This window comes from Pseudomonas tolaasii NCPPB 2192, assembly GCF_002813445.1.
Taxonomy (GTDB): Bacteria; Pseudomonadota; Gammaproteobacteria; order Pseudomonadales; family Pseudomonadaceae; genus Aquipseudomonas; species Aquipseudomonas tolaasii.
Genome location: NZ_PHHD01000001.1, coordinates 3,312,106 through 3,331,489 on the forward strand (window position 1 = coordinate 3,312,106; position 19,384 = coordinate 3,331,489).

At 59.3% G+C, this 19,384-nt stretch carries 17 protein-coding genes; 10 read left to right on the forward strand and 7 right to left on the reverse strand.

The window, feature by feature from the left end; translation table 11 throughout:
* Window positions 1-1,746, reverse strand: coding sequence for an ABC transporter permease (locus ATI14_RS15445; RefSeq protein ID WP_017255497.1), 1,746 nt, complete (start codon window positions 1,744-1,746; stop codon window positions 1-3).
* A 410-nt stretch (window positions 1,747-2,156) separates the two neighbouring features.
* Between ATI14_RS15445 and ATI14_RS15450 the strand changes: the two genes are divergently transcribed.
* Entirely contained in the window at window positions 2,157-2,993 is an 837-nt protein-coding gene (locus ATI14_RS15450) for a hypothetical protein (protein WP_020372615.1), read from the forward strand.
* A 61-nt stretch (window positions 2,994-3,054) separates the two neighbouring features.
* Here the strand turns inward: ATI14_RS15450 and ATI14_RS15455 are convergent, their stop codons facing one another.
* From ATI14_RS15455 to ATI14_RS15475, 5 genes are read right to left on the reverse strand one after another with little or no spacing between them, the layout of a single operon-like run.
* Complete coding sequence (locus ATI14_RS15455; protein ID WP_016973602.1) at window positions 3,055-3,786, reverse strand: alanyl-tRNA editing protein; 732 nt, start codon at window positions 3,784-3,786, stop codon at window positions 3,055-3,057.
* Window positions 3,787-3,788: 2 nt separating this feature from the next.
* Window positions 3,789-4,781, reverse strand: coding sequence for a serine O-acetyltransferase (locus ATI14_RS15460; RefSeq protein ID WP_016973601.1), 993 nt, complete (start codon window positions 4,779-4,781; stop codon window positions 3,789-3,791).
* A gap of 37 nt (window positions 4,782-4,818) precedes the next feature.
* Window positions 4,819-5,733, reverse strand: a complete 915-nt coding sequence (locus tag ATI14_RS15465) for a PLP-dependent cysteine synthase family protein (protein ID WP_016973600.1) — start codon at window positions 5,731-5,733, stop codon at window positions 4,819-4,821.
* A 15-nt stretch (window positions 5,734-5,748) separates the two neighbouring features.
* A complete protein-coding gene (moeB, locus tag ATI14_RS15470; RefSeq protein ID WP_031320320.1) occupies window positions 5,749-7,611 on the reverse strand; it encodes a molybdopterin-synthase adenylyltransferase MoeB in 1,863 nt (620 codons plus the stop codon).
* A gap of 38 nt (window positions 7,612-7,649) precedes the next feature.
* Window positions 7,650-8,543, reverse strand: a complete 894-nt coding sequence (locus ATI14_RS15475; RefSeq protein ID WP_165448226.1) for a DMT family transporter — start codon at window positions 8,541-8,543, stop codon at window positions 7,650-7,652.
* Between the two features lie 160 nt (window positions 8,544-8,703).
* Between ATI14_RS15475 and ATI14_RS15480 the strand changes: the two genes are divergently transcribed.
* Window positions 8,704-10,128, forward strand: a complete 1,425-nt coding sequence (locus tag ATI14_RS15480; protein WP_016973597.1) for an aminotransferase-like domain-containing protein — start codon at window positions 8,704-8,706, stop codon at window positions 10,126-10,128.
* Between the two features lie 118 nt (window positions 10,129-10,246).
* Here ATI14_RS15480 and ppsR read toward each other — a convergent pair whose 3' ends face one another.
* Window positions 10,247-11,065, reverse strand: coding sequence for a posphoenolpyruvate synthetase regulatory kinase/phosphorylase PpsR (gene ppsR / locus ATI14_RS15485; RefSeq protein ID WP_016973596.1), 819 nt, complete (start codon window positions 11,063-11,065; stop codon window positions 10,247-10,249).
* 178 nt (window positions 11,066-11,243) lie between these two features.
* Here ppsR and ppsA point away from each other — a divergent pair, with 178 nt between their 5' ends.
* The 8 genes from ppsA to ATI14_RS15525 all read left to right on the forward strand — a co-directional run bounded on the left by ppsA (window position 11,244) and on the right by ATI14_RS15525 (window position 19,344).
* On the forward strand, window positions 11,244-13,619 hold the full coding sequence (gene ppsA, locus ATI14_RS15490; protein WP_016973595.1) for a phosphoenolpyruvate synthase: 2,376 nt from the start codon (window positions 11,244-11,246) through the stop codon (window positions 13,617-13,619).
* A gap of 106 nt (window positions 13,620-13,725) precedes the next feature.
* Window positions 13,726-14,715: an alpha/beta fold hydrolase gene (locus tag ATI14_RS15495; RefSeq protein WP_016973594.1), complete on the forward strand. Its 990-nt coding sequence runs from the start codon at window positions 13,726-13,728 to the stop codon at window positions 14,713-14,715.
* A gap of 188 nt (window positions 14,716-14,903) precedes the next feature.
* Window positions 14,904-15,395 (forward strand): ribonuclease E activity regulator RraA, encoded by a 492-nt coding sequence (rraA, locus tag ATI14_RS15500; RefSeq protein WP_016973593.1) that lies wholly within the window; start codon window positions 14,904-14,906, stop codon window positions 15,393-15,395.
* Between the two features lie 25 nt (window positions 15,396-15,420).
* Complete coding sequence (locus ATI14_RS15505; RefSeq protein WP_016973592.1) at window positions 15,421-16,416, forward strand: zinc transporter ZntB; 996 nt, start codon at window positions 15,421-15,423, stop codon at window positions 16,414-16,416.
* 86 nt (window positions 16,417-16,502) lie between these two features.
* Complete coding sequence (locus ATI14_RS15510; RefSeq protein WP_005790375.1) at window positions 16,503-16,748, forward strand: hypothetical protein; 246 nt, start codon at window positions 16,503-16,505, stop codon at window positions 16,746-16,748.
* Window positions 16,749-16,750: 2 nt separating this feature from the next.
* Window positions 16,751-17,575: a mechanosensitive ion channel family protein gene (locus ATI14_RS15515; protein WP_016973591.1), complete on the forward strand. Its 825-nt coding sequence runs from the start codon at window positions 16,751-16,753 to the stop codon at window positions 17,573-17,575.
* 87 nt (window positions 17,576-17,662) lie between these two features.
* On the forward strand, window positions 17,663-18,253 hold the full coding sequence (sigX, locus tag ATI14_RS15520; RefSeq protein ID WP_016973590.1) for an RNA polymerase sigma factor SigX: 591 nt from the start codon (window positions 17,663-17,665) through the stop codon (window positions 18,251-18,253).
* Window positions 18,254-18,360: 107 nt separating this feature from the next.
* Entirely contained in the window at window positions 18,361-19,344 is a 984-nt protein-coding gene (locus ATI14_RS15525) for an OmpA family protein (protein ID WP_016973589.1), read from the forward strand.
* Window positions 19,345-19,384: the final 40 nt, after the last annotated feature.

The following is a 19,384-nucleotide window of genomic DNA, read 5'->3' on the forward strand; positions in this document are numbered from 1 at the left end:
TCAATTCAAACGAAGTTTGTTTTCAGCGATGGCGTACATCGGCCGCCAGACCGCGCGGTTGAAGGCCACCACGAAGATCGACATCACCACCACGCCCAGGGCGATTTTGGGGAAGTCGCCGGCGGCAGTGGTTTGGGCGATGTAGGCGCCCAGGCCGTGGGCGACCACGTTGTCCTGGCCCCACGACACGTACTCGGAGACGATGCTGGCGTTCCAGGCACCACCCGACGCGGTAATCGCGCCGGTGACGTAATAAGGGAAAATCCCCGGCAACATCACCTTGCGCCACCACAACCAGCCGCGAATGCGGAAGTTGGCGGCAGCTTCCTTGAAGTCATTGGGAAAGGCGCTGGCCCCGGCGATCACGTTGAACAGGATGTACCACTGGGTGCCCAGCACGATCAGCGGGCTCAGCCAGATGTCCGGGTTGAGGTTGTAGTGCAGGATCACGATCACAAACACCGGGAACAACAGGTTCGCCGGGAACGCCGCGAGGAACTGCGCCAGCGGCTGGATTTTTTCCGCCAGGCGCGGGCGCAGGCCGATCATCACCCCCAGCGGCACCCAGATCAGCGAGGCGATCAGGATCAGCCCGGCCACCCGCAACAGCGTGATCAGGCCCAGCACGAATACATGGCCGACTTCGCCGAAAGTCACTTCGGTGCCCACGTACAACACGATGTGATACAGCGCGTAGGCGGCCATCAGCGCGATCACTGTGCCCCACAGCACATCGATCACTTTCGAGGCGGCCGGGGTTTCTGCCGGCAATGCCTTGAGCGCACCGCCGCCCAGGCTGAAACGCTTGTTGCCGATTCGGCTGATGGCGCGGGTGATCGGGCGCAGGATGCGCTGCACGATGCGCGTGCGCTGGATCAGGTTCAGCAGCCAGGACTGCGGCGCGGCGCCCTGGGAGGCGGTGGTTTCCATGCGGAACTTGTCGGCCCAGGCCACCAGCGGGCGGAACAGAAACTGGTCGTAGATCAGGATCACCGCAATCATCGCCAGGATCACATAACCCACGGCGTGCAGGTCTTTCTGGGCGATGGCCAGGGCCAGGTACGAACCCACGCCGGGCAGGGTGATGGTCTTGTCACCGACGGTGATGGCTTCGGAGGCGACCACGAAGAACCAGCCGCCGGACATGCTCATCATCATGTTCCACACCAGCCCCGGCATGGCGAACGGCACGTCGAGCTTCCAGAACTTCTGCCAGCCGGAAAGCCGCAGGTTGGTCGACACCTCGACCAAGTCATGGGGCAGCATGCGCAGCGACTGGTAGAAGCTGAACGTCATGTTCCAGGCCTGGCTGGTGAAAATCGCGAAGATAGCCGCGAACTCCGCCCCCAACACGCGGCCTGGGAACAACAGCAGAAAGAACGTCACGGTAAACGAGATATAGCCGAGCACCGGCACCGATTGCAGGATGTCGAGCACCGGCACCAGCAGCTTTTCGGCGCGCCGGCTTTTGGCGGCCAGCGTGCCGTATAAAAAGGTAAACACCAGCGCCGCCACCATCGCCGCGAGCATGCGCAAGGTAGTGCGCATTGCGTATTCCGGCAGGTTGGCCGGGTCCAGCGAGATGACTTCGCTTTGCAATGTCGCGATGGGCGCCCAGGTTTCCCGGGCAGTAATCGAGAAAAACAGCAGAAAACCGATCACCAGCGGCAGGGCGACCAGGTCCCAGCGGTTAGGCAGCAAGCGCAGGGTCGACGCCGGCAGGTAGTCACGAAAGACTCGATTCATAGGCAATTGCTCATAGGCAGTCAGTCCTGCGGCAGTCAGGTTCGCAAAGGCGCAGTGGATGTGAGCTTAGCTTCTCTTCAAGCACTCACCGAGAAGGGGCGGGCGCGCTTCTCCATGAGCCAGGGGCAGCGCATCTGGGGGAGATGGGCTGTTGGCGGAATTGTACGTTTCTAAATGTTACAAGCGCATAAATTTGCTGTCAGTTTCCTGTACGAAACGCCGCTTTTAAGCCCGCTCCTTGAGGCAAAACCGGCACTTTTCAGCTGACGACACAATTGGCCACTTAGGCGTCACGCAGGCCGGGAACCTCTTTCAGACAAATGCCAATCAGGTAACCAGATGACTTGCCGCCGCAGGCCTTCCGCCTGTCGCCCCACAAGCATTGAATATCCGACCCTGAAAGGTGCCCTATGACTAGCGTAAACACCCGGCCACAAACGCCTTACACCGCAAACTATGAAGCGGATCAAAACCCGGCCCCGTCCACCGAGGTAACCAACGCCGATACCTCAGAACGTGCAGGTGCACAGGCCAACTCTGCACCTCCCAAGGCCCCGATGACCCCGGAGCAGCGCGGTCAGTTTTCGAGCCACAACAACCTGGTCAATCAGCAGCCGTCGCCGCAGGCTGATGCAACGCGTGAATTACTGACGTTGGCGAGCAAAAACAATCAGCTTCTCGGCGAATACAAAACGCTTCTTGGCGAATGCCAGGCGAAGATTGCAGCACTCCAAAAAGAGCTCGCCGGGCTGAGCCAGCAACTCGATGCATCAGGTACCGGTACCGATAAAAACGCGATTGCCCCGGACACCCAGCCCCAAAGCCCTACCCAGGAGCAAAAGGCAGCGCCGCCCGTTACCGCGCCAACCCGGCAACCGGATCTTGACGAGGCGGACAAGCTCAATACCGAGTTACGCCAGGACATCAACGAACTCATCCGCACGATCATTGAGGCATTTGCACAGTTGAAAAAGGAGCTTGAGAAGGTGCTTCAGCAAGTCAAGGCCATGAACAAAGCTGAACCCCACATGCCGCCTGAAACCTCGGCACCGCAGCCCAATGAACAGTCGACGTTTACGCGTGAAACGTCAGGGCAGGACGCACCGACCGCGGATGACTACAGGAACAGCAACGCGGAGCTGGAGCAGATGATTGCGAGCACCCGGACTCAGTTTGACACCGAAATTTCAGCGCTTGAAAAGTCCATTGAGGACGTGAAAGCACGCCTCAACCCGCCAAAGCAGTAACGCTCGGCCTCGCCGCCGCAAGCGTGGGCATTCGCGCCCACGCTTGTGGCATCAGCGCTGCCTAGCCCTCAAACCGCAGAATCACCCGGCGGTTGTGCTTGCTCTTCTTCTCGATTTTTTCGCAGAACACCCGGCCGATTTCCTCGGTATTGATCACGTGGGTGCCGCCGCAGGGCTGGATGTCGATTCCGCTGATTTCGATCACCCGCACCGACCCCTGGATGACGGGGGGCGCGACGGCCTGGGTGCGGGTAATTTGCAGCAGGGTCGAATACTCCGAAGCGGGCATCGACAGGGTTTTCACCGCGTGGGCCTGTTCGATCAGGGCGTTGAGGTCGCGGGTGATGCTGTCTTTGTCGAGGGTCATTTCCGGCAGGTCAAAATCCAAGCGGCCTTTGTCGGCGCTGATGCTGCAACCGGTCACGGGCGCATCGATGATCGAGCACAGCAGGTGCAGGCAGGTGTGCATCTTCATGTGCTGGTAGCGACGCTCCCAATCCAGGCCGGCGTCGACTTGTACCCCGGCGGCCAATTGCTCGGGGAAGTGCTCCACCTGGTGCCAGATGATCGAACGCAGTACCGGGTCGCGCACGGTACCGGTCACGAGGACCCGCGTACCGTCGGCCAGGGTGAAGTGCCCGGTATCGCCCGGTTGCCCACCACCGGTGGGGTAAAACAGCGTGTGCTCCAGGGCGACGCCGTGTTCGCTGACGGCAATCACCCGGGCGCTGAAGGCGTTCTGGTAAGGCGCGCTGTCAAACAGCGCCAGGGTTTCCATGGTGTGCACAGACATCTTCAACCTCCGACGATCAAGGGGCTGGCTTGCAGCAGGTGGCGCACCATTGCGCTCAAGCCAGGGGGGGAGAGCAGGGTGATTTCAAATTCCGGGCCACTGACTTTCAGGTTCAGCGGCAGGCGAGGCAGTTGCTCACCTGTATCCAGGCGCCGCAGGCGAAATTGCAGGTGGTGGCGCTCTTTCACCGTGGGTTCCAGCATCAGCCCCTGCAACGGGTGGAAATCGGCGTCCAGCACCGTGACCCTGTGGCTGGCACTGACCTCGCCCACCACGTGCAAGCGTTCATCCAGGGCAAAAGCCCCGAGGTAGCTGCTCTGGTCCGACTCGGTGTTTTTCTGCAGCTGCACCTGGTTGACCACCTTGACCTTGGTGCCTGCCGGTACATCCTGGGTAATGACACAGGACGGGCTGATAAATACGTTGTCGCCGATCAGCACGTAGCCCAGCACGCGGGCGCCGGAGCCCACCTCGACATTGTTGCCCAGGCGCGGGTGGCGCTTGCCGTCCGGGTTGTTGGCGATGCCGCGCGCGCCGAGGGTGACGCCGCAGAGGATGTAGCAGTCGTTGCCGATTTCGCAGGTTTCGCCAATCACCGTGCCGTAGCCGTGGTCGAGCACAAAGCGCCGGCCGATGCGCGCCGCCGGGTGGATTTCGGCGCCGGACAGGATCTTGCCCTGGTTGCTGAGCTTGAGGGCCATGCGCGAAAACACGCCGTTGGTCTGGTCGGGGAAATTCCACACCAGGTGCGCCAGGCGGTAGAACAGCACGGCCTTGAACGAAGCGTAAGACTCAAGGATCAGCTCGCCACGGCCACGTGACGCAGGGTCGCGATAGGCGTAGGCGATCAAGTCTTCGGCCACCGCCTGCGCCGCGTTCTGAATCAGCGGTGCCAGGTGTGGTTCCAACTGCTTCATCTGCGCAGGCGTCAGGGTCGTGATGAGGTGGGTGAGCAGCTCATCGTGCAGCTGTTGCATGTCGATAAAGCCCCCCATGGAGGCACCCCCGCATTCTGGTAGGTAAGAGAACCGGTTATTCGAAGCTGGGCAGGTAGCTGTCGGCATTGTCGTAGACCATGGTCAACACCACCGTTTCGGGCGGCAGTTCGGGGGCGAGTTGGGCGATGGCGACCATATTGGCGGCCGACGACAGCCCCAGGCTGATGGCGTCGGTGCGCATGATGCGTTTCATCATGTCGATGCACGCCTGGCGCGACACTTTGAGCATGCCGTCCAGTACGTTCACATTGAGAATGCTCGGAATCAGGCCGATCGACAGCCCCTGGATATGGTGCGGCGCATGCTGGTCTTTGAGCAGGTCGCACTCTTCAGGCTCCACGCCCATCACACGCAGTTGCGGCCAGGCAGCCTTGAGGGTTTCGCCGATGCCGGTGATGTGCCCGCCGGTGCCGATGCCGCTGACGAAGTAGTCCACGCGGCGCTCGCCAAATGCGCGAAGGATTTCCGGCGCAGTGGTGTCGCGATGGGTTTGCGGGTTGGCACCATTGCGCTGCTGGTTGAGCATCACGTAGTTGGGGTTTTCCAGCTGCAATTCCATGCATTTTTCGCCATGGGAGTTGTTGCCCAGACGGCTGTCCGACAGCACCACCTTCGCGCCGTACAGGCGCAGCAGTTTCTGTTTTTCGGGGCTGTAGTTGTCGGGAATCACCAGCACCACTTTGTAGCCCAGCACATTGCCGGCCATCACCAGCCCGATGCCGGTGTTGCCGCCGCTGGGTTCGATGATGGTTTGCCCGGAATCACGGATCAGCACGCCGCGGCGCTCGGCGTCGAGGATCATGCCCAGGGCGATGCGCGCCTTGTGGCTGCCGCCGGGGTTGAGGGATTCCAGCTTGGCGTAGACCTCGATGCCGAGGTCTTCGGAAAACTGCGCCAGGCGCACGATTGGCGTTTGGCCGATCACGTCGAGAATGGAGTTATGCAGCATCAGTCAGCCCCCGCCTCAGTACAACGGCATGTCGGGTTCGACATCGCGTACCCAATGCTTCATGCCGCCCTGCAGCACTTTGGTATTGGCAAAACCTGCGGCCAGCAAGGTCGTGGCGGCCTGCTCGGCCCGGGTGCCGGCGTAACAGATCAGGTAGTGGGTATTGTCGCGGCTGAGGCTGTCGAGCTGCCCGTCCAGTTCGGCGAGGGGGATATGCACCACGCCCGGCAATTTGCACACCTCCAGCTCACTGGCGTCGCGCACGTCCAGCAGCACGTCGGCACTGCTGTGGTGGTCGATCACTTGCTTGAGTACACGCGGCTGGATGTAGCGCTCTTCGGCGAGGGATGGCCGGCTCGGTATGGCGTCGGCGCAAACGGCCGGAGCCAGGGTTTCGCTGTGGCGCCGCTCGGAGCAGCAAGGGCAGTCGGTGCGGCGTTTGAAGCGTATTTCGCTGAATTTCATCGCCAGGGCGTCAAAACGCATCAGGCGACCGGACAAAGGCTCGCCGATGCCGATCAGCAACTTGATGGCCTCGGTGGCCTGGATCATGCCGACCACGCCGGGCAGCACACCGATCACGCCGCCGGCGCTGCAGTTGGGCGCCAATTCCGCAGGCGGCGGCGAGGGGAACAGGCAGCGGTAGCATGGGCCGCCTTTGTAGTTCAACACGCTGATCTGCCCGTCGAAACGGTAGATGGCACCGTAGACCAACGGCTTGCCGAGTTGCACGCAGGCGTCGTTGACCATGTAGCGGGTGTCGAAATTGTCGGTGCCGTCGATCACCAGGTCGTAGGCGCCGACCAGTTCCAGGGCGTTGTCGGCGTTCAGCGCCGTATCGTGGGCGTTGATCCGGATATGGCTGTTCAGATCCTGCAGGCGCCGCTTGGCGGATTCGACCTTGGGCATGCCCAGCGTGCTGTTGCCGTGGACAATCTGGCGTTGCAGGTTGCTGCTTTCCACCACGTCAAAATCCACCAGCCCGAGGGTGCCAATGCCGGCTGCGGCCAGGTACAGGCTGATGGGCGAGCCCAGGCCGCCGGTGCCGATGATCAGCACCCTGGCTTTTTTCAGGTTCAACTGACCTTCGCGGCCAACCCCCGGCAAGGTGATGTGGCGCACGTAACGCTGCACTTCCTCGTTGCTCAGGGAATCCGTATCCATACCGCCGGACGTGGCGAGCAACACTTCGATGCGGGCCTTTTCCGGAAGCGGCTCGTCCGCGCCGATGAGTTCCTCTTCGGCGGTGAACAAGAAGTGTTCCTTGAGCTGGTTGTTCTTCTCATGAAACAGGTGTGCACGCAATTGCGGGTGGCTGCTGCAGAGGTTTTCAATGACTTCGCGCAATGTCGATCCGGCGCCCTCAAGGGTCGATTCCGGCAGCTTGGCCACGCGAACCAGAATGTCGGGGAAAGAGACAGCGTTCATGGACAACTCCGTGTGCAGGTCGTTGAAAGGGTTGAGGGCGAACTGCTTGCCATCCCAGGCAAACAGCTTGGAGCCCAGGGCCTGGCCCTGGCGAACATCCACCACCAGGTAGCTGACGGGGTAGATCGGTTCACCCATGAACAGGGCCTTGTCCTGGTCTTCGTCACTGAAATACGCGCCGACGTCCGGGTGGGAGTGGTAGATCACCACCACCGGGTTGTCGCTGCGAAACGCCTTGTTCATCAGCAGTGTGTCTGCCACTGAAAAGGTGTAGCCATTGGCCGCGCTGCGCGGGTACATCTGCGGGTTCTTGCGGTGCAACTCGTTCTGGATGTTGCTGCCCAGGTACACGCTGCCGTCGGCGAAGACAAAACCACAGCATTCCTCGGGGTAGCTGCGGCTGGCGTGGGCGTAGATCTGTTCCAGAGCGGTGGGGCGGAGGACTTCCATGTTTCTCTCGCGAGGTGGGTGTGAGTGGTTGGGGAAGGTCAATTTTTCTTGGCCAGCAGCTTTTCAATCGGCAACTTGGTGATGGCAAAACCGGCCAGCAGGATCGCCGAGTAGAGCATCAGGTCGCGGGAAATCGCCACGCCTTCATACCAGGCGCCGATGATCACGGCGAACACCGGGAAAATGATGAATACGAACGACAGGATGATCGGGCTCAGGCGCTTGAGCAGCATGAAATACACGATGAAGCCGCCCACCGACGCCACCAGCCCAAGATAGAACAGTGCGCCCCAAGAGCGCAGGGTGATGGCCTCGAAGGTGGGGGTTTCAAACCACAGCCCGGCCACGAACAGCATCAGCCCGGCAATGCCGATCGGCAGCGTGTTATAGGTGATCACGCTGATGGCGCTGCCTTTTTGCTTGGTAATCACGTAGCACAGGGCGTGCATGATCGCGGCAGTGAGAATGGCCAGCACCCCGAAGAACTCGGCGTGATCCAGGTGCAGGCCCTGGCTCTTGATGATCATGTACAGGCTGCCGAAGCCGATGCCGATACCGACCACTTGGGAAAAATAGATGCGTTCGCGCAGGAACAAAGCCGAGAAGATCAGGATGAACACCGGCATGCAGCTGAACAGCAGGGCGGTGAGACCGGACGAGACATGCATCTCGCCGTAATTGAGCAGGTAATAAGGAACGCTGAAATAGGAAAGGGTCACGAAGACGAAGAACCAGCGGCTTTCCCGCGGAAACAGGACGGGCTCGCGGCGCACCATGGCAAAACACAGGAACAGCGGAAAGGCGATCAGAAAGCGCAAGCCTGCGGACGTCAGCGGCGGCACGCTCTCCACGGCGATCTTGATGCCCAGCCAGGTGGTGCCCCAACTGAGGCACACGACAAGAAACATCAGGTTGGTAATCAGCCCGGCCAGCCACTGTTTCTGAGTTTTTGTTTTTGTTGTGTTTTCGAGAACGGCGGACATTGGCATCGTTTATTGCTTCCCTGAGCCGGTATTGAACTCTATATTGACTGTGTATTAAGTTGTTTCATCCGGTGATTGAACCCGTAAAAGCACACTATTAGGGCGAAAGATGGCTGTCAAAACAAATATTGACATGGTGTCAATTATGCGTGAGGGGTTGTCCAACGGGCAGGGCGTGAAGTACAAGCGCCTGTCCGATGTCATGGAACGGGGCATCCTTGAAGGCTTGATTGAACCGGGAAGAAAACTGCCGCCCCATCGGGTGCTTTCCGACAATCTGGGTGTGACGATCGGCACCATCAGCCGGGCTTACGGCGAGCTTGAACGTTTGGGGCTGGTGGTGGCGCGCGTGGGGGACGGCACCTTCGTACGCAAGCGCGGGATGGAACGCCAGCGCGATGAAGGCTTTCGCAACGTCAGCGAAGAGCCGCGCCAGTACTTCGACATGAGCCGCAACATGCACATTCCGGGGCAGGAAACGGTGTTTCTCGCCCAAAGCTTCCAAACCCTGTCGACCAACGCCAAATTCCTGCAGGACATCAGCGCCTACACCCCGGACGCCGGTCTGCCGCGTTACCGTGAGGCGGGGGCGCAGTGGCTGGTGCAGCGCGATTTCCACCCGATTCCCGAACAGGTCATCTGCGTCAATGGCGGCCAGCATGGCTTGCTGTGTTCGATGATGGCGCTGCTGCGGGCCGGTGACACCGTGGTCACCGAACAGTTGACTTACCCCGGGCTGATTACCGCCGCGCGCATGCTGGGTGTGCGTCTGATCGGCCTGGAGATGGATGAAGAAGGCGTGCTGCCGGGCGCGCTGGATGAAATCTGTCGAAATCACCGGGTTTCGGCGTTGTATTGCACGCCGACCATTCAAAACCCGACCACGGCGGTGCTGTCGATCCCGCGCCGCGAAGCCCTGGCCAAAGTGTGCCGCGATCACAATCTGCTGATTCTTGAGGACGAAGCCCACGGTGTGCTCGTGGAAGATCGCCCGCCACCCCTGAGTTTTTTCGCCCCTGAGCGTACGATTTTGATCAGCAGCCTGAGCAAGGCGGTGTCAGCCGGTTTACGCGTGGGTTATGTGCATGCGCCGCCGGCGCTGGTCAGCCGTATTTCCGCCGCATTGCGCTCCACCTGCTGGATGGCCACGCCGGTGACCCTTGAACTGGCGACGCAGTGGATCGAAAACGGTACGGCGGAATACCTGCTGCGCCAGCAAATCCACGAGATCAGCCGACGCAAAGCCTTGGTGCGCGACTTGCTCACGGGCTTGGAATACCGCACGCACCTGAACAGCCCGCACTTCTGGATCGAAGTGCCGGAGCCATGGCGCGCGTCGGAAATCGAGGCGGAGCTCAAGCAGAATAATTACCTGATCGCCACAGCCGAGGCATTTGCCGTGGGGCAAACGGCGGTGCCGCAGTTTATTCGGGCGAGCATTTGCAATACGTCAGGGGATGACCAGTTGTTGCGCGACGGGTTTGATGCGTTGGCTACGGCGTTGGGGCAGGGTGGCGGCCGGTTTCATCTGTAGGCAGGCTGACCGCGTTATCGTTCATCGCAGGCAAGCCAGCTCCCACATTTGATTTGTGAATACATTCAAAAGGTGGGAGCTGGCTTGCCTGCGATGAGGCCGGCTCAGTCAACAAAAATTATTTGAATCTGCGCTCCACCCCTTTCTCCACCAGAATCTTTGCCGAAATCTCTTCCACCGAAAAATGCGTGGAATTGATATGCGCAATATTCTCGCGACGGAACAGATTTTCCACTTCGCGCACTTCGAACTCGCACTGGGCATAGCTGGAGTAGCGGCTGTTGGGCTTGCGCTCGTTACGGATGGAGGTCAGGCGGTCCGGGTCGATGGTCAGGCCGAACAGCTTGTGCCGGTGTGCGCGTAGGGCGGCGGGCAGGGTGAGGTGTTCCATGTCATCTTCGGTCAGCGGGTAGTTCGCCGCGCGGATGCCGAACTGCATGGCCATATAAAGGCAGGTGGGCGTCTTGCCGCAACGGGACACGCCCACCAGGATCAAATCCGCCTTGTCGTAGTAGTGGGTGCGAGCGCCGTCGTCGTTATCGAGGGCGAAGTTCACGGCCTCGATCCGCTCCATATAGTTGGAGTTGTGGCCGATGGAGTGGGACTTTCCTACGGAATAAGACGAGTGTTCGCTCAACTCCTGTTCCAGCGGCGCCAGGAACGTGGAGAAGATGTCGATCATGAAACCATTGGAGGTTGCGAGGATCTCACGAATGTCTTGATTGACGATGGTGTCGAAAATGATCGGACGAAAACCGTCTTTTTCAGCCGCCAGATTGATTTGTTGTACCATGGCCCGCGCCTTGTCCACGCTGTCGATGTAGGGCCGGGTGAATTTGGCGAAGGTAATGTTTTCGAACTGCGCAAGCAGGCTTTGACCCAGTGTTTCGGCTGTGATGCCGGTGCCGTCGGAGATAAAGAAAGCAGATCGTTTCATTTGAGCCCTGGGCCTTAAGCTGATGGCGAATCTTGGATATGATAGGCGCGATTTTGCCGTCCCGCAGTGGGCCGCATTCTCACTTATTTTCCAGGTCCAGGCCACAAACGCCGGAGAAAGCTCCTACTGAGCATCCGGCGTCCTGAGCTTTTCCAACACAGTTAGTGGAGAGATCACCTTGGTAGAGTACGTAGTTTCCCTCGATAAGCTCGGCGTCCATGATGTAGAGCATGTGGGGGGCAAGAACGCATCCCTCGGCGAGATGATCAGTAATCTTGCAGGCGCTGGTGTCTCGGTGCCCGGTGGTTTCGCCACCACGGCCCAGGCTTACCGCGATTTCCTCGAACTGAGCGGCCTCAATGCTCAGATCCACGCCGCGCTGGACGCCCTGGACGTCGATGACGTCAACGCCCTGGCCAAGACCGGCAGCCAGATCCGCCAGTGGATCATGGAAGCCGAGTTCCCCGAGAAGCTCAACGAAGAAATCCGCACCGCCTTCGCCACCCTGTCGGCCGGCAACCCGGACATGGCCGTCGCCGTGCGCTCCTCGGCCACCGCTGAAGACTTGCCCGACGCCTCCTTCGCCGGCCAGCAGGAAACCTTCCTCAACATCCGCGGCGTGGAAAACGTGATCCGCGCGGCCAAGGAAGTGTTCGCTTCGCTGTTCAACGACCGCGCCATTTCCTACCGTGTACACCAGGGTTTCGACCACAAGCTGGTGGCCCTGTCTGCCGGTGTGCAGCGCATGGTGCGTTCGGAAACCGGTACCGCCGGGGTGATGTTCACCCTGGACACCGAATCCGGCTTCCGTGACGTGGTATTCATCACCGGCGCCTACGGCCTGGGCGAAACTGTCGTACAAGGCGCGGTTAACCCGGACGAATTCTACGTACACAAACACACCCTTGAAGCCGGTCGCCCGGCGATCCTGCGCCGCAACCTGGGCAGCAAGGCCATCAAGATGATCTACGGCGACGAGGCCAAGGCCGGTCGCTCGGTCAAAACCGTTGAAGTCGACAAGGCCGAGCGCGCGCGTTTCTGCCTGACCGATGCTGAAGTCAGCGAACTGGCCAAACAAGCGATGATCATCGAAAAGCACTACCAGTGCCCGATGGACATCGAATGGGCCAAAGATGGCGACGACGGCAAGCTCTACATCGTGCAGGCCCGCCCGGAAACCGTGAAAAGCCGCACTTCGGCCAACGTCATGGAGCGCTACCTGCTCAAGGAAACCGGCAAAGTGCTGGTGGAAGGCCGTGCCATCGGCCAGCGCATCGGCGCGGGCAAGGTACGGATCATCAAGGACGTGTCCGAAATGGACAAAGTCCAGCCCGGCGACGTACTGGTCTCCGACATGACCGACCCGGACTGGGAACCGGTCATGAAGCGCGCCAGCGCCATCGTCACCAACCGTGGCGGGCGTACCTGCCACGCGGCGATCATCGCCCGTGAGCTGGGCATTCCAGCCGTCGTGGGTTGCGGCAACGCCACCCAACTGTTGAAAGACGGCCAGGGTGTGACCGTTTCCTGCGCCGAAGGCGACACCGGTTTCATCTTTGAAGGCGAGCTGGGTTTCGACATCAAGCAAAACTCCATCGACGCCATGCCCGATCTGCCGTTCAAGATCATGATGAACGTCGGCAACCCGGACCGTGCCTTCGATTTCGCGCAGTTGCCGAATGCCGGTGTGGGCCTGGCCCGCCTGGAGTTCATCATCAACCGCATGATCGGCGTGCACCCCAAGGCCCTGCTGAACTACGACGGCCTGCCGCCGGACATCAAGGAAAGCGTCGACAAGCGCATCGCCGGTTACAACGACCCGGTGGGCTTCTACGTCGAGAAACTGGTGGAAGGCATCAGCACCCTGGCGGCCGCGTTCTATCCCAAGAAGGTCATCGTGCGTCTCTCGGACTTCAAGTCCAACGAATACGCCAACCTGATCGGCGGCAAACTCTACGAGCCGGAAGAAGAAAACCCGATGCTGGGCTTCCGGGGCGCCTCGCGTTACATCAGCGAATCGTTCCGTGACTGCTTCGAGCTCGAATGCCGCGCGCTCAAGCGCGTGCGCAACGAGATGGGCCTGGACAACGTCGAAATCATGGTGCCATTCGTGCGCACGCTGGGCGAAGCGAGCCAGGTTATCGACCTGCTGGCGGAAAATGGCCTGAGCCGTGGCGAAAACGGTCTGCGCGTGATCATGATGTGCGAATTGCCATCCAACGCGATCCTCGCCGAAGAGTTCCTGGAATTCTTCGACGGTTTCTCCATCGGCTCCAACGACCTGACCCAGCTGACCCTCGGTCTGGACCGCGACTCGGGGATCATCGCGCACCTGTTCGACGAGCGTAACCCTGCGGTCAAGAAGCTGCTGGCCAACGCCATTCAGGCCTGTAACAAAGCGGGCAAGTACATCGGTATCTGCGGCCAGGGCCCTTCCGACCACCCTGACCTGGCCAAATGGCTGATGGAACAGGGCATCGAAAGCGTCTCGCTGAACCCCGATTCCGTACTGGAAACCTGGTTCTTCCTGGCGGAAGGCCAAGCGTCCGCCTAAGGTCGACACGTCAAAAGTGCCGGTCACTCGTTAAGGGTGACCGGCATTCTTATCTGTACAGGGCGGGAATCCTTGCGGACGCCGCCCTTTTTTGTGCAAGAGCATTATGCAAAGCAGCAGCAACCTGTTTCCCGTCGCCCTGATCAGTGCTGAACGTCGTGGCGACCTGAGTGAAGATGTGTATCGCCTCAAACCCGGCAACAGCCCCGACGGCACCGTCGAGCTGGCCGTGACGCGTTTGGGCCTGGCTGATGTCCCGGAAAACCGGGGCACGCCGGTTATTTTGTTGCATGGCAGTTTTTCCAACCGACGCTTCTGGTATTCGCCCAAGGGCATCGGTTTGGGGGCGTACCTGGCGCGTCAGGGGTTTGATGTCTGGATCCCGGAAATGCGCGGTCACGGTTTATCCAAGCGCAACCAGAATTACGCCAAAAATCGCGTGGCGGACTACGCGCGGTACGATTTGCCTGCCATCGGCGCATTTGTGTGCGAGCAAAACGGGCAGATTCCCCATTGGGTCGGCCATTCCCTCGGCGCGACGACCCTGGCTGCAGCCCTTGGTGGGCAACACCTTGGCGTATCCGCAGTGGCTTCTGTGGCGTTGTTCGGCTGCCAGGTCAGCCGTACCCATTGGCCGCTGAAAATTCCGCCGGTGGAGTGGGGCAGCCGCCTGCTTCTCAAGCGTTTCGCCCACGTCTCCGGCCCGCGCTTCAAGCGCGGCCCCGAAGATGAGCCGGCGGGCGTGATGATCGAGGCCATGCGCTGGAATGGCCTGTTCGGCCGCTTTGGCGATTCCGAGCGGGACTGGTGGAAAGGCCTGGCTGAAGTCGAAGTGCCGTTACTGGCCGTCAGCGCAGCCGGCGACCAGCAGGACCCCGACTGGGCGTGCCGCAAGTTGTTCGAACAAGTCGGTTCGCAGCATCGTCAATACCTGTGCCTGGGCCGCCGACAAGGTTTTACCGGCGATTTCGGGCATGTTGAAATGCTGGTCAGCAAAGCGGCCCAGGCCGAAGTGTGGCCATTGGTGGAGCAATGGTTGAAAGATCCGTTGACACCTTTATTCGGGACGCAGTCCGAAGTGGGGGCCGCGGTTTGACCCGGGGCTCTACCAAGGGCGTTTCACTCGTGCGTGGTTGCGGCTAAGATATGACGCGTTAAACGCTTCTGGTCATATTCAGTCGCGCAGTGGCTATTGCGTTACGGCGGCGTGGATGGGATGTTCCCCGTCCGCATCACTTGGCGTTTCTTTCGAAAGACACTTCTTTGACCCAAAGGAATTTTTCAATGAACCATTACGTGACCCCCGACTTGTGCGACGCCTACCCGGACCTGGTACAGGTACTGGAGCCGATGTTCAGTAATTTCGGCGGCCGGGATTCCTTCGGCGGCGAAATCGTCACCATTAAATGCTTCGAAGACAATTCCCTGGTCAAGGAACAAGCCGATCAGCCAGGTGCCGGCAAGGTGCTGGTGGTCGATGGTGGTGGTTCCCTGCGTCGCGCGCTGCTGGGTGACATGATCGCCGAGAAAGCTGCGAAAAACGGCTGGGAAGGGCTGGTGATCTACGGCTGCATTCGTGATGTGGATGTCATCGCTCAAACGGATCTGGGTGTGCAGGCCCTGGCGACCCACCCGATGAAAACCGACAAGCGCGGCATTGGCGACCTCAACGTGGTCGTGACCTTCGCGGGCGTGACGTTTCGTCCGGGTGAGTACGTTTACGCCGACAACAATGGCGTGATCGTGTCGCCAAGCCCGCTGAAAATGCCTGAATGAACCGTAATAGCCGACAGGGGTGAGGATGTTCGAGGAAGAAAACGCGCAATGGGGGCTGGTGCATGCCCTGGTGCTTGACGGTAAAGGCGGTGCGCGTTCGATTGCCCGGACTGAGCTCGACGACTTGCAATTGCAGCCTCAGGAAAGCCTGTGGCTGCACTGGGATCGCAGCCATCCGCAAACCCAGACCTGGTTGCGCAAATCCAGCGGTTTAAGTGAGTTTGCCTGCGACCTGCTGCTGGAAGAAAACACCCGTCCGCGCCTGTTGCCGCTGCCGGACGCCGAATTGCTGCTGTTTTTGCGGGGCGTGAACCTCAACCCGGGCGCCGAGCCGGAGGACATGGTATCGGTGCGCATTTTTGCAGCGGCCAACCGCGTGATTTCCCTGCGCCTGCGCCCACTGCGCGCCACCGATGAGCTGCTGGTGCAATTGGCGGACGGCAAGGGGCCGAAAACGGCGTCCGAACTCATCCTTTATATGGCCCAATACCTGACCAACAAGGTGCAGGACCTGGTCACGGATTTGTCGGAAATCGTCGATTCCGAAGAAGAAAAACTCGATGCCGACGAACGGTATACCCCGGAGCATGGCAATGTTTTGCAGATCCGTCGGCGGGCGGCCGGGCTCAAGCGTTTTCTGGCGCCGCAGCGGGATATTTTTGCGCAACTGACACGGATCAAATTGCCGTGGTTTTGTGACGACGATGCCGATTACTGGAACGAATTGAACAACAGCCTGACCCGCTACCTGGAAGAGCTCGAATTGACCCGGGAGCGCGTGGGGCTGGTACTTGAGGCCGAAGACCGGCGCTTGAGCGTACGCATGAATCGAACGATGTACCGCTTCGGGATCATCACCGGAATATTCTTGCCGATGAGTTTTCTCACCGGGCTGCTGGGTATCAATGTGGGGGGTATTCCGTTCTCCGCCAGCCCCTACGGATTCATGATTGCCTGCTTGATGATGGTGGCCGTTGCGCTGGGACAATGGTGGCTATTTCGACGATTGCGCTGGGTTTGACCTGAATATGACCTGAACGTAGGAAGGGTCCTATGTGACCCCAAGAATTTTACCCTCGTCTTTTAAATCACTTGCGAGAGGTCTTTATGCACGATCCGTTCGAACAGTCTTTGCGTGACATGCTCAATGCGTCGCCGTCCAACCGTGACGACGATGCCTGCTTGGGCCGCGTATTGAAAACCGCCAACCGTCAGGTGGGGGCGGGGGATCTGTTCGGTCTGCTCGGGCGCTGGCTGCCGGCGTTGATGATGGCCCTGAACAACGGTTCGGCCCATGTATCACCGGTTTCCCGCCGTAAACCTCTTGCTCGCACTGCTGATAAGGCTGATTGAATATGGAACTTGATCTCTGGACCCAGAGCCTGGTCACCGCGATGACCGCATTGTGGACCAAGGTGGCGAACTTCATTCCCAACCTGTTTGGTGCCCTGGTACTGGTACTGCTCGGGTTTGTCGTGGCCAAGCTGCTCGATACGCTGCTGTCCAAATTACTTGCCAAGCTGGGCCTTGACCGCCTGATGGCAGGCACCGGCCTGACCAAGATGTTGGGCCGCGTGGGGCTGCAGGTGCCGATCTCTACCTTGATCGGGAAGATCGTCTACTGGTTTATTTTGCTTATTTTTCTGGTTTCTGCGGCTCAATCCCTTGGACTTGAGCGAGTTTCAGCTACGCTCGACATGCTGGCACTGTATTTGCCGAAAGTTTTCGGTGGCGCGCTGGTACTGCTGGTAGGCGTTTTACTGGCGCAACTGGCCAACGGGCTGGTGCGCGGGGCCGCTGAAGGCGTGGGGTTGGACTATGCTGCCGGCCTGGGGCGAATCGCCCAGGGCCTGGTGATCATCATCAGTATTTCCGTCGCGATCAGCCAGTTGGAGGTCAAGACCGACCTGCTCAACCATGTGATCGTGATCGTTTTGATTACCGTTGGTCTGGCCGTTGCGCTGGCCATGGGCCTGGGAAGCCGGGAAATTGCTGGTCAGATTCTTGCGGGAATCTATGTGCGTGAGTTGTATCAGGTTGGGCAACAGGTGCGTGTGGGCGAGGTCGAAGGGCAAATCGAGGAGATCGGTACGGTCAAGACAACGGTGCTGACCGATGACGGTGAACTGGTGTCGCTGTCCAATCGCATTCTCCTGGAGCAGCAGGTCAGTAGCCGCTAACCCGGCAAACCCTGCTAATGTACGCCGCCGCAAACCCGGCTGACCGGGCTGTAGCGGACATTGACCTGACTGTCGGCACGACTTGTTTTGAATAAAGCCCAAACGCTGTCTACGCGCTATGACCCCCGTGAGCTCTCTGATGAGGAGTTGGTCGCGCGCTCGCACACGGAGCTGTTTCACGTAACACGCGCGTACGAAGAATTGATGCGCAGATATCAACGCACTCTGTTCAACGTTTGTTCAAGGTATTTAGGGAACGATAGAGATGCGGACGATGTCTGTCAGGAAGTGATGCTCAAGGTGCTGTATGGCCTGAAGAACTTTGAGGGCAAATCGAAGTTCAAGACATGGCTCTATAGCATCACGTACAACGAGTGCATCACGCAGTATCGTAAGGAACGGCGTAAGCGTCGCTTGATGGACGCTTTGAGTCTGGACCCCCTTGAGGAAGCGTCTGAAGAAAAGGCGCCGGTACCCGAGGAAAAGGCCGGGCTTGATCGCTGGTTGGTGCATGTGAATCCGATTGACCGTGAAATTCTGGTGCTACGTTTTGTCGCAGAGCTGGAGTTTCAGGAAATTGCTGACATCATGCACATGGGTTTGAGTGCTACAAAAATGCGTTACAAACGTGCTCTTGATAAATTACGTGAGAAATTTGCGGACGAGACTGAAACTTAGTGCGTGGCAAATATCTCTTACGTGTAGGCAAGTTCTGTTAGACTTGTCGCCGAGTTGTCCCCCGGTTTGTGGGACTGCTTTACAATCACCAGATGGGGATTTAACGGATGAAACTGAAAAACACCTTGGGCTTGGCCATTGGTACTCTTATTGCCGCTACTTCTTTCGGCGCACTGGCACAAGGCCAAGGCGCAGTTGAAGGCGAGCTGTTCTACAAGAAGCAGTACAACGATAGCGTCAAGCACATCGAAGACGGCTTCAACCCAGGCGCTCGCATTGGTTACTTCCTGACCGACGATCTGTCCTTGAACTTGTCCTACGACAAGACTAACCACACCCGTTCGAACGACGGCACTGGCAACCAGAAGATCGGTGGCGACACTGGCAGCCTGACTGCTCAGTACCACTTCGGTCAGGCTGGCGTCGACAGCCTGCGTCCATACGTTGAAGGTGGTTTCGGTCACCAGAGCCGCAGCAACGTTGAAGCTGACGGCCACAAAGGTCGCGATCAATCCACCCTGGCTATCGCTGGCGCTGGCGTGAAGTACTACTTCACCAACAACCTGTACGCTCGTGCTGGTGTTGAAGCTGACTACGCAATCGACAACGGCAAGTGGGACTACTCCGCACTGGTCGGCCTGGGTGTGAACTTCGGCGGCAACGCTGGCGCAGCTGCTCCAGCTCCTACCCCGGCACCAGCTCCAGAGCCAACTCCAGAGCCAGAAGCTCCAGTTGCTCAGGTTGTTCGTGTTGAGCTGGACGTCAAGTTCGACTTCGACAAGTCCGTTGTTAAGCCTAACAGCTACGGCGACGTGAAAAACCTGGCCGACTTCATGAAGCAGTACCCACAAACCACCACCGTGGTTGAAGGTCACACTGACTCCGTAGGTCCAGACGCTTACAACCAGAAGCTGTCCCAGCGTCGTGCTGACGCGGTCAAGCAAGTTCTGGTCAAAGACGGTATCGCTCCTAACCGCGTTAGCTCGGTTGGCTACGGTAAATCCCGTCCAGTTGCTGACAACGCAACTGAAGCAGGCCGTGCTATCAACCGTCGCGTAGAAGCCTCGGTAGAAGCTCAAGCTGCTCAGTAATTACTGAGTAGTAGAAAAAAGCCCGGCTCAGGCCGGGCTT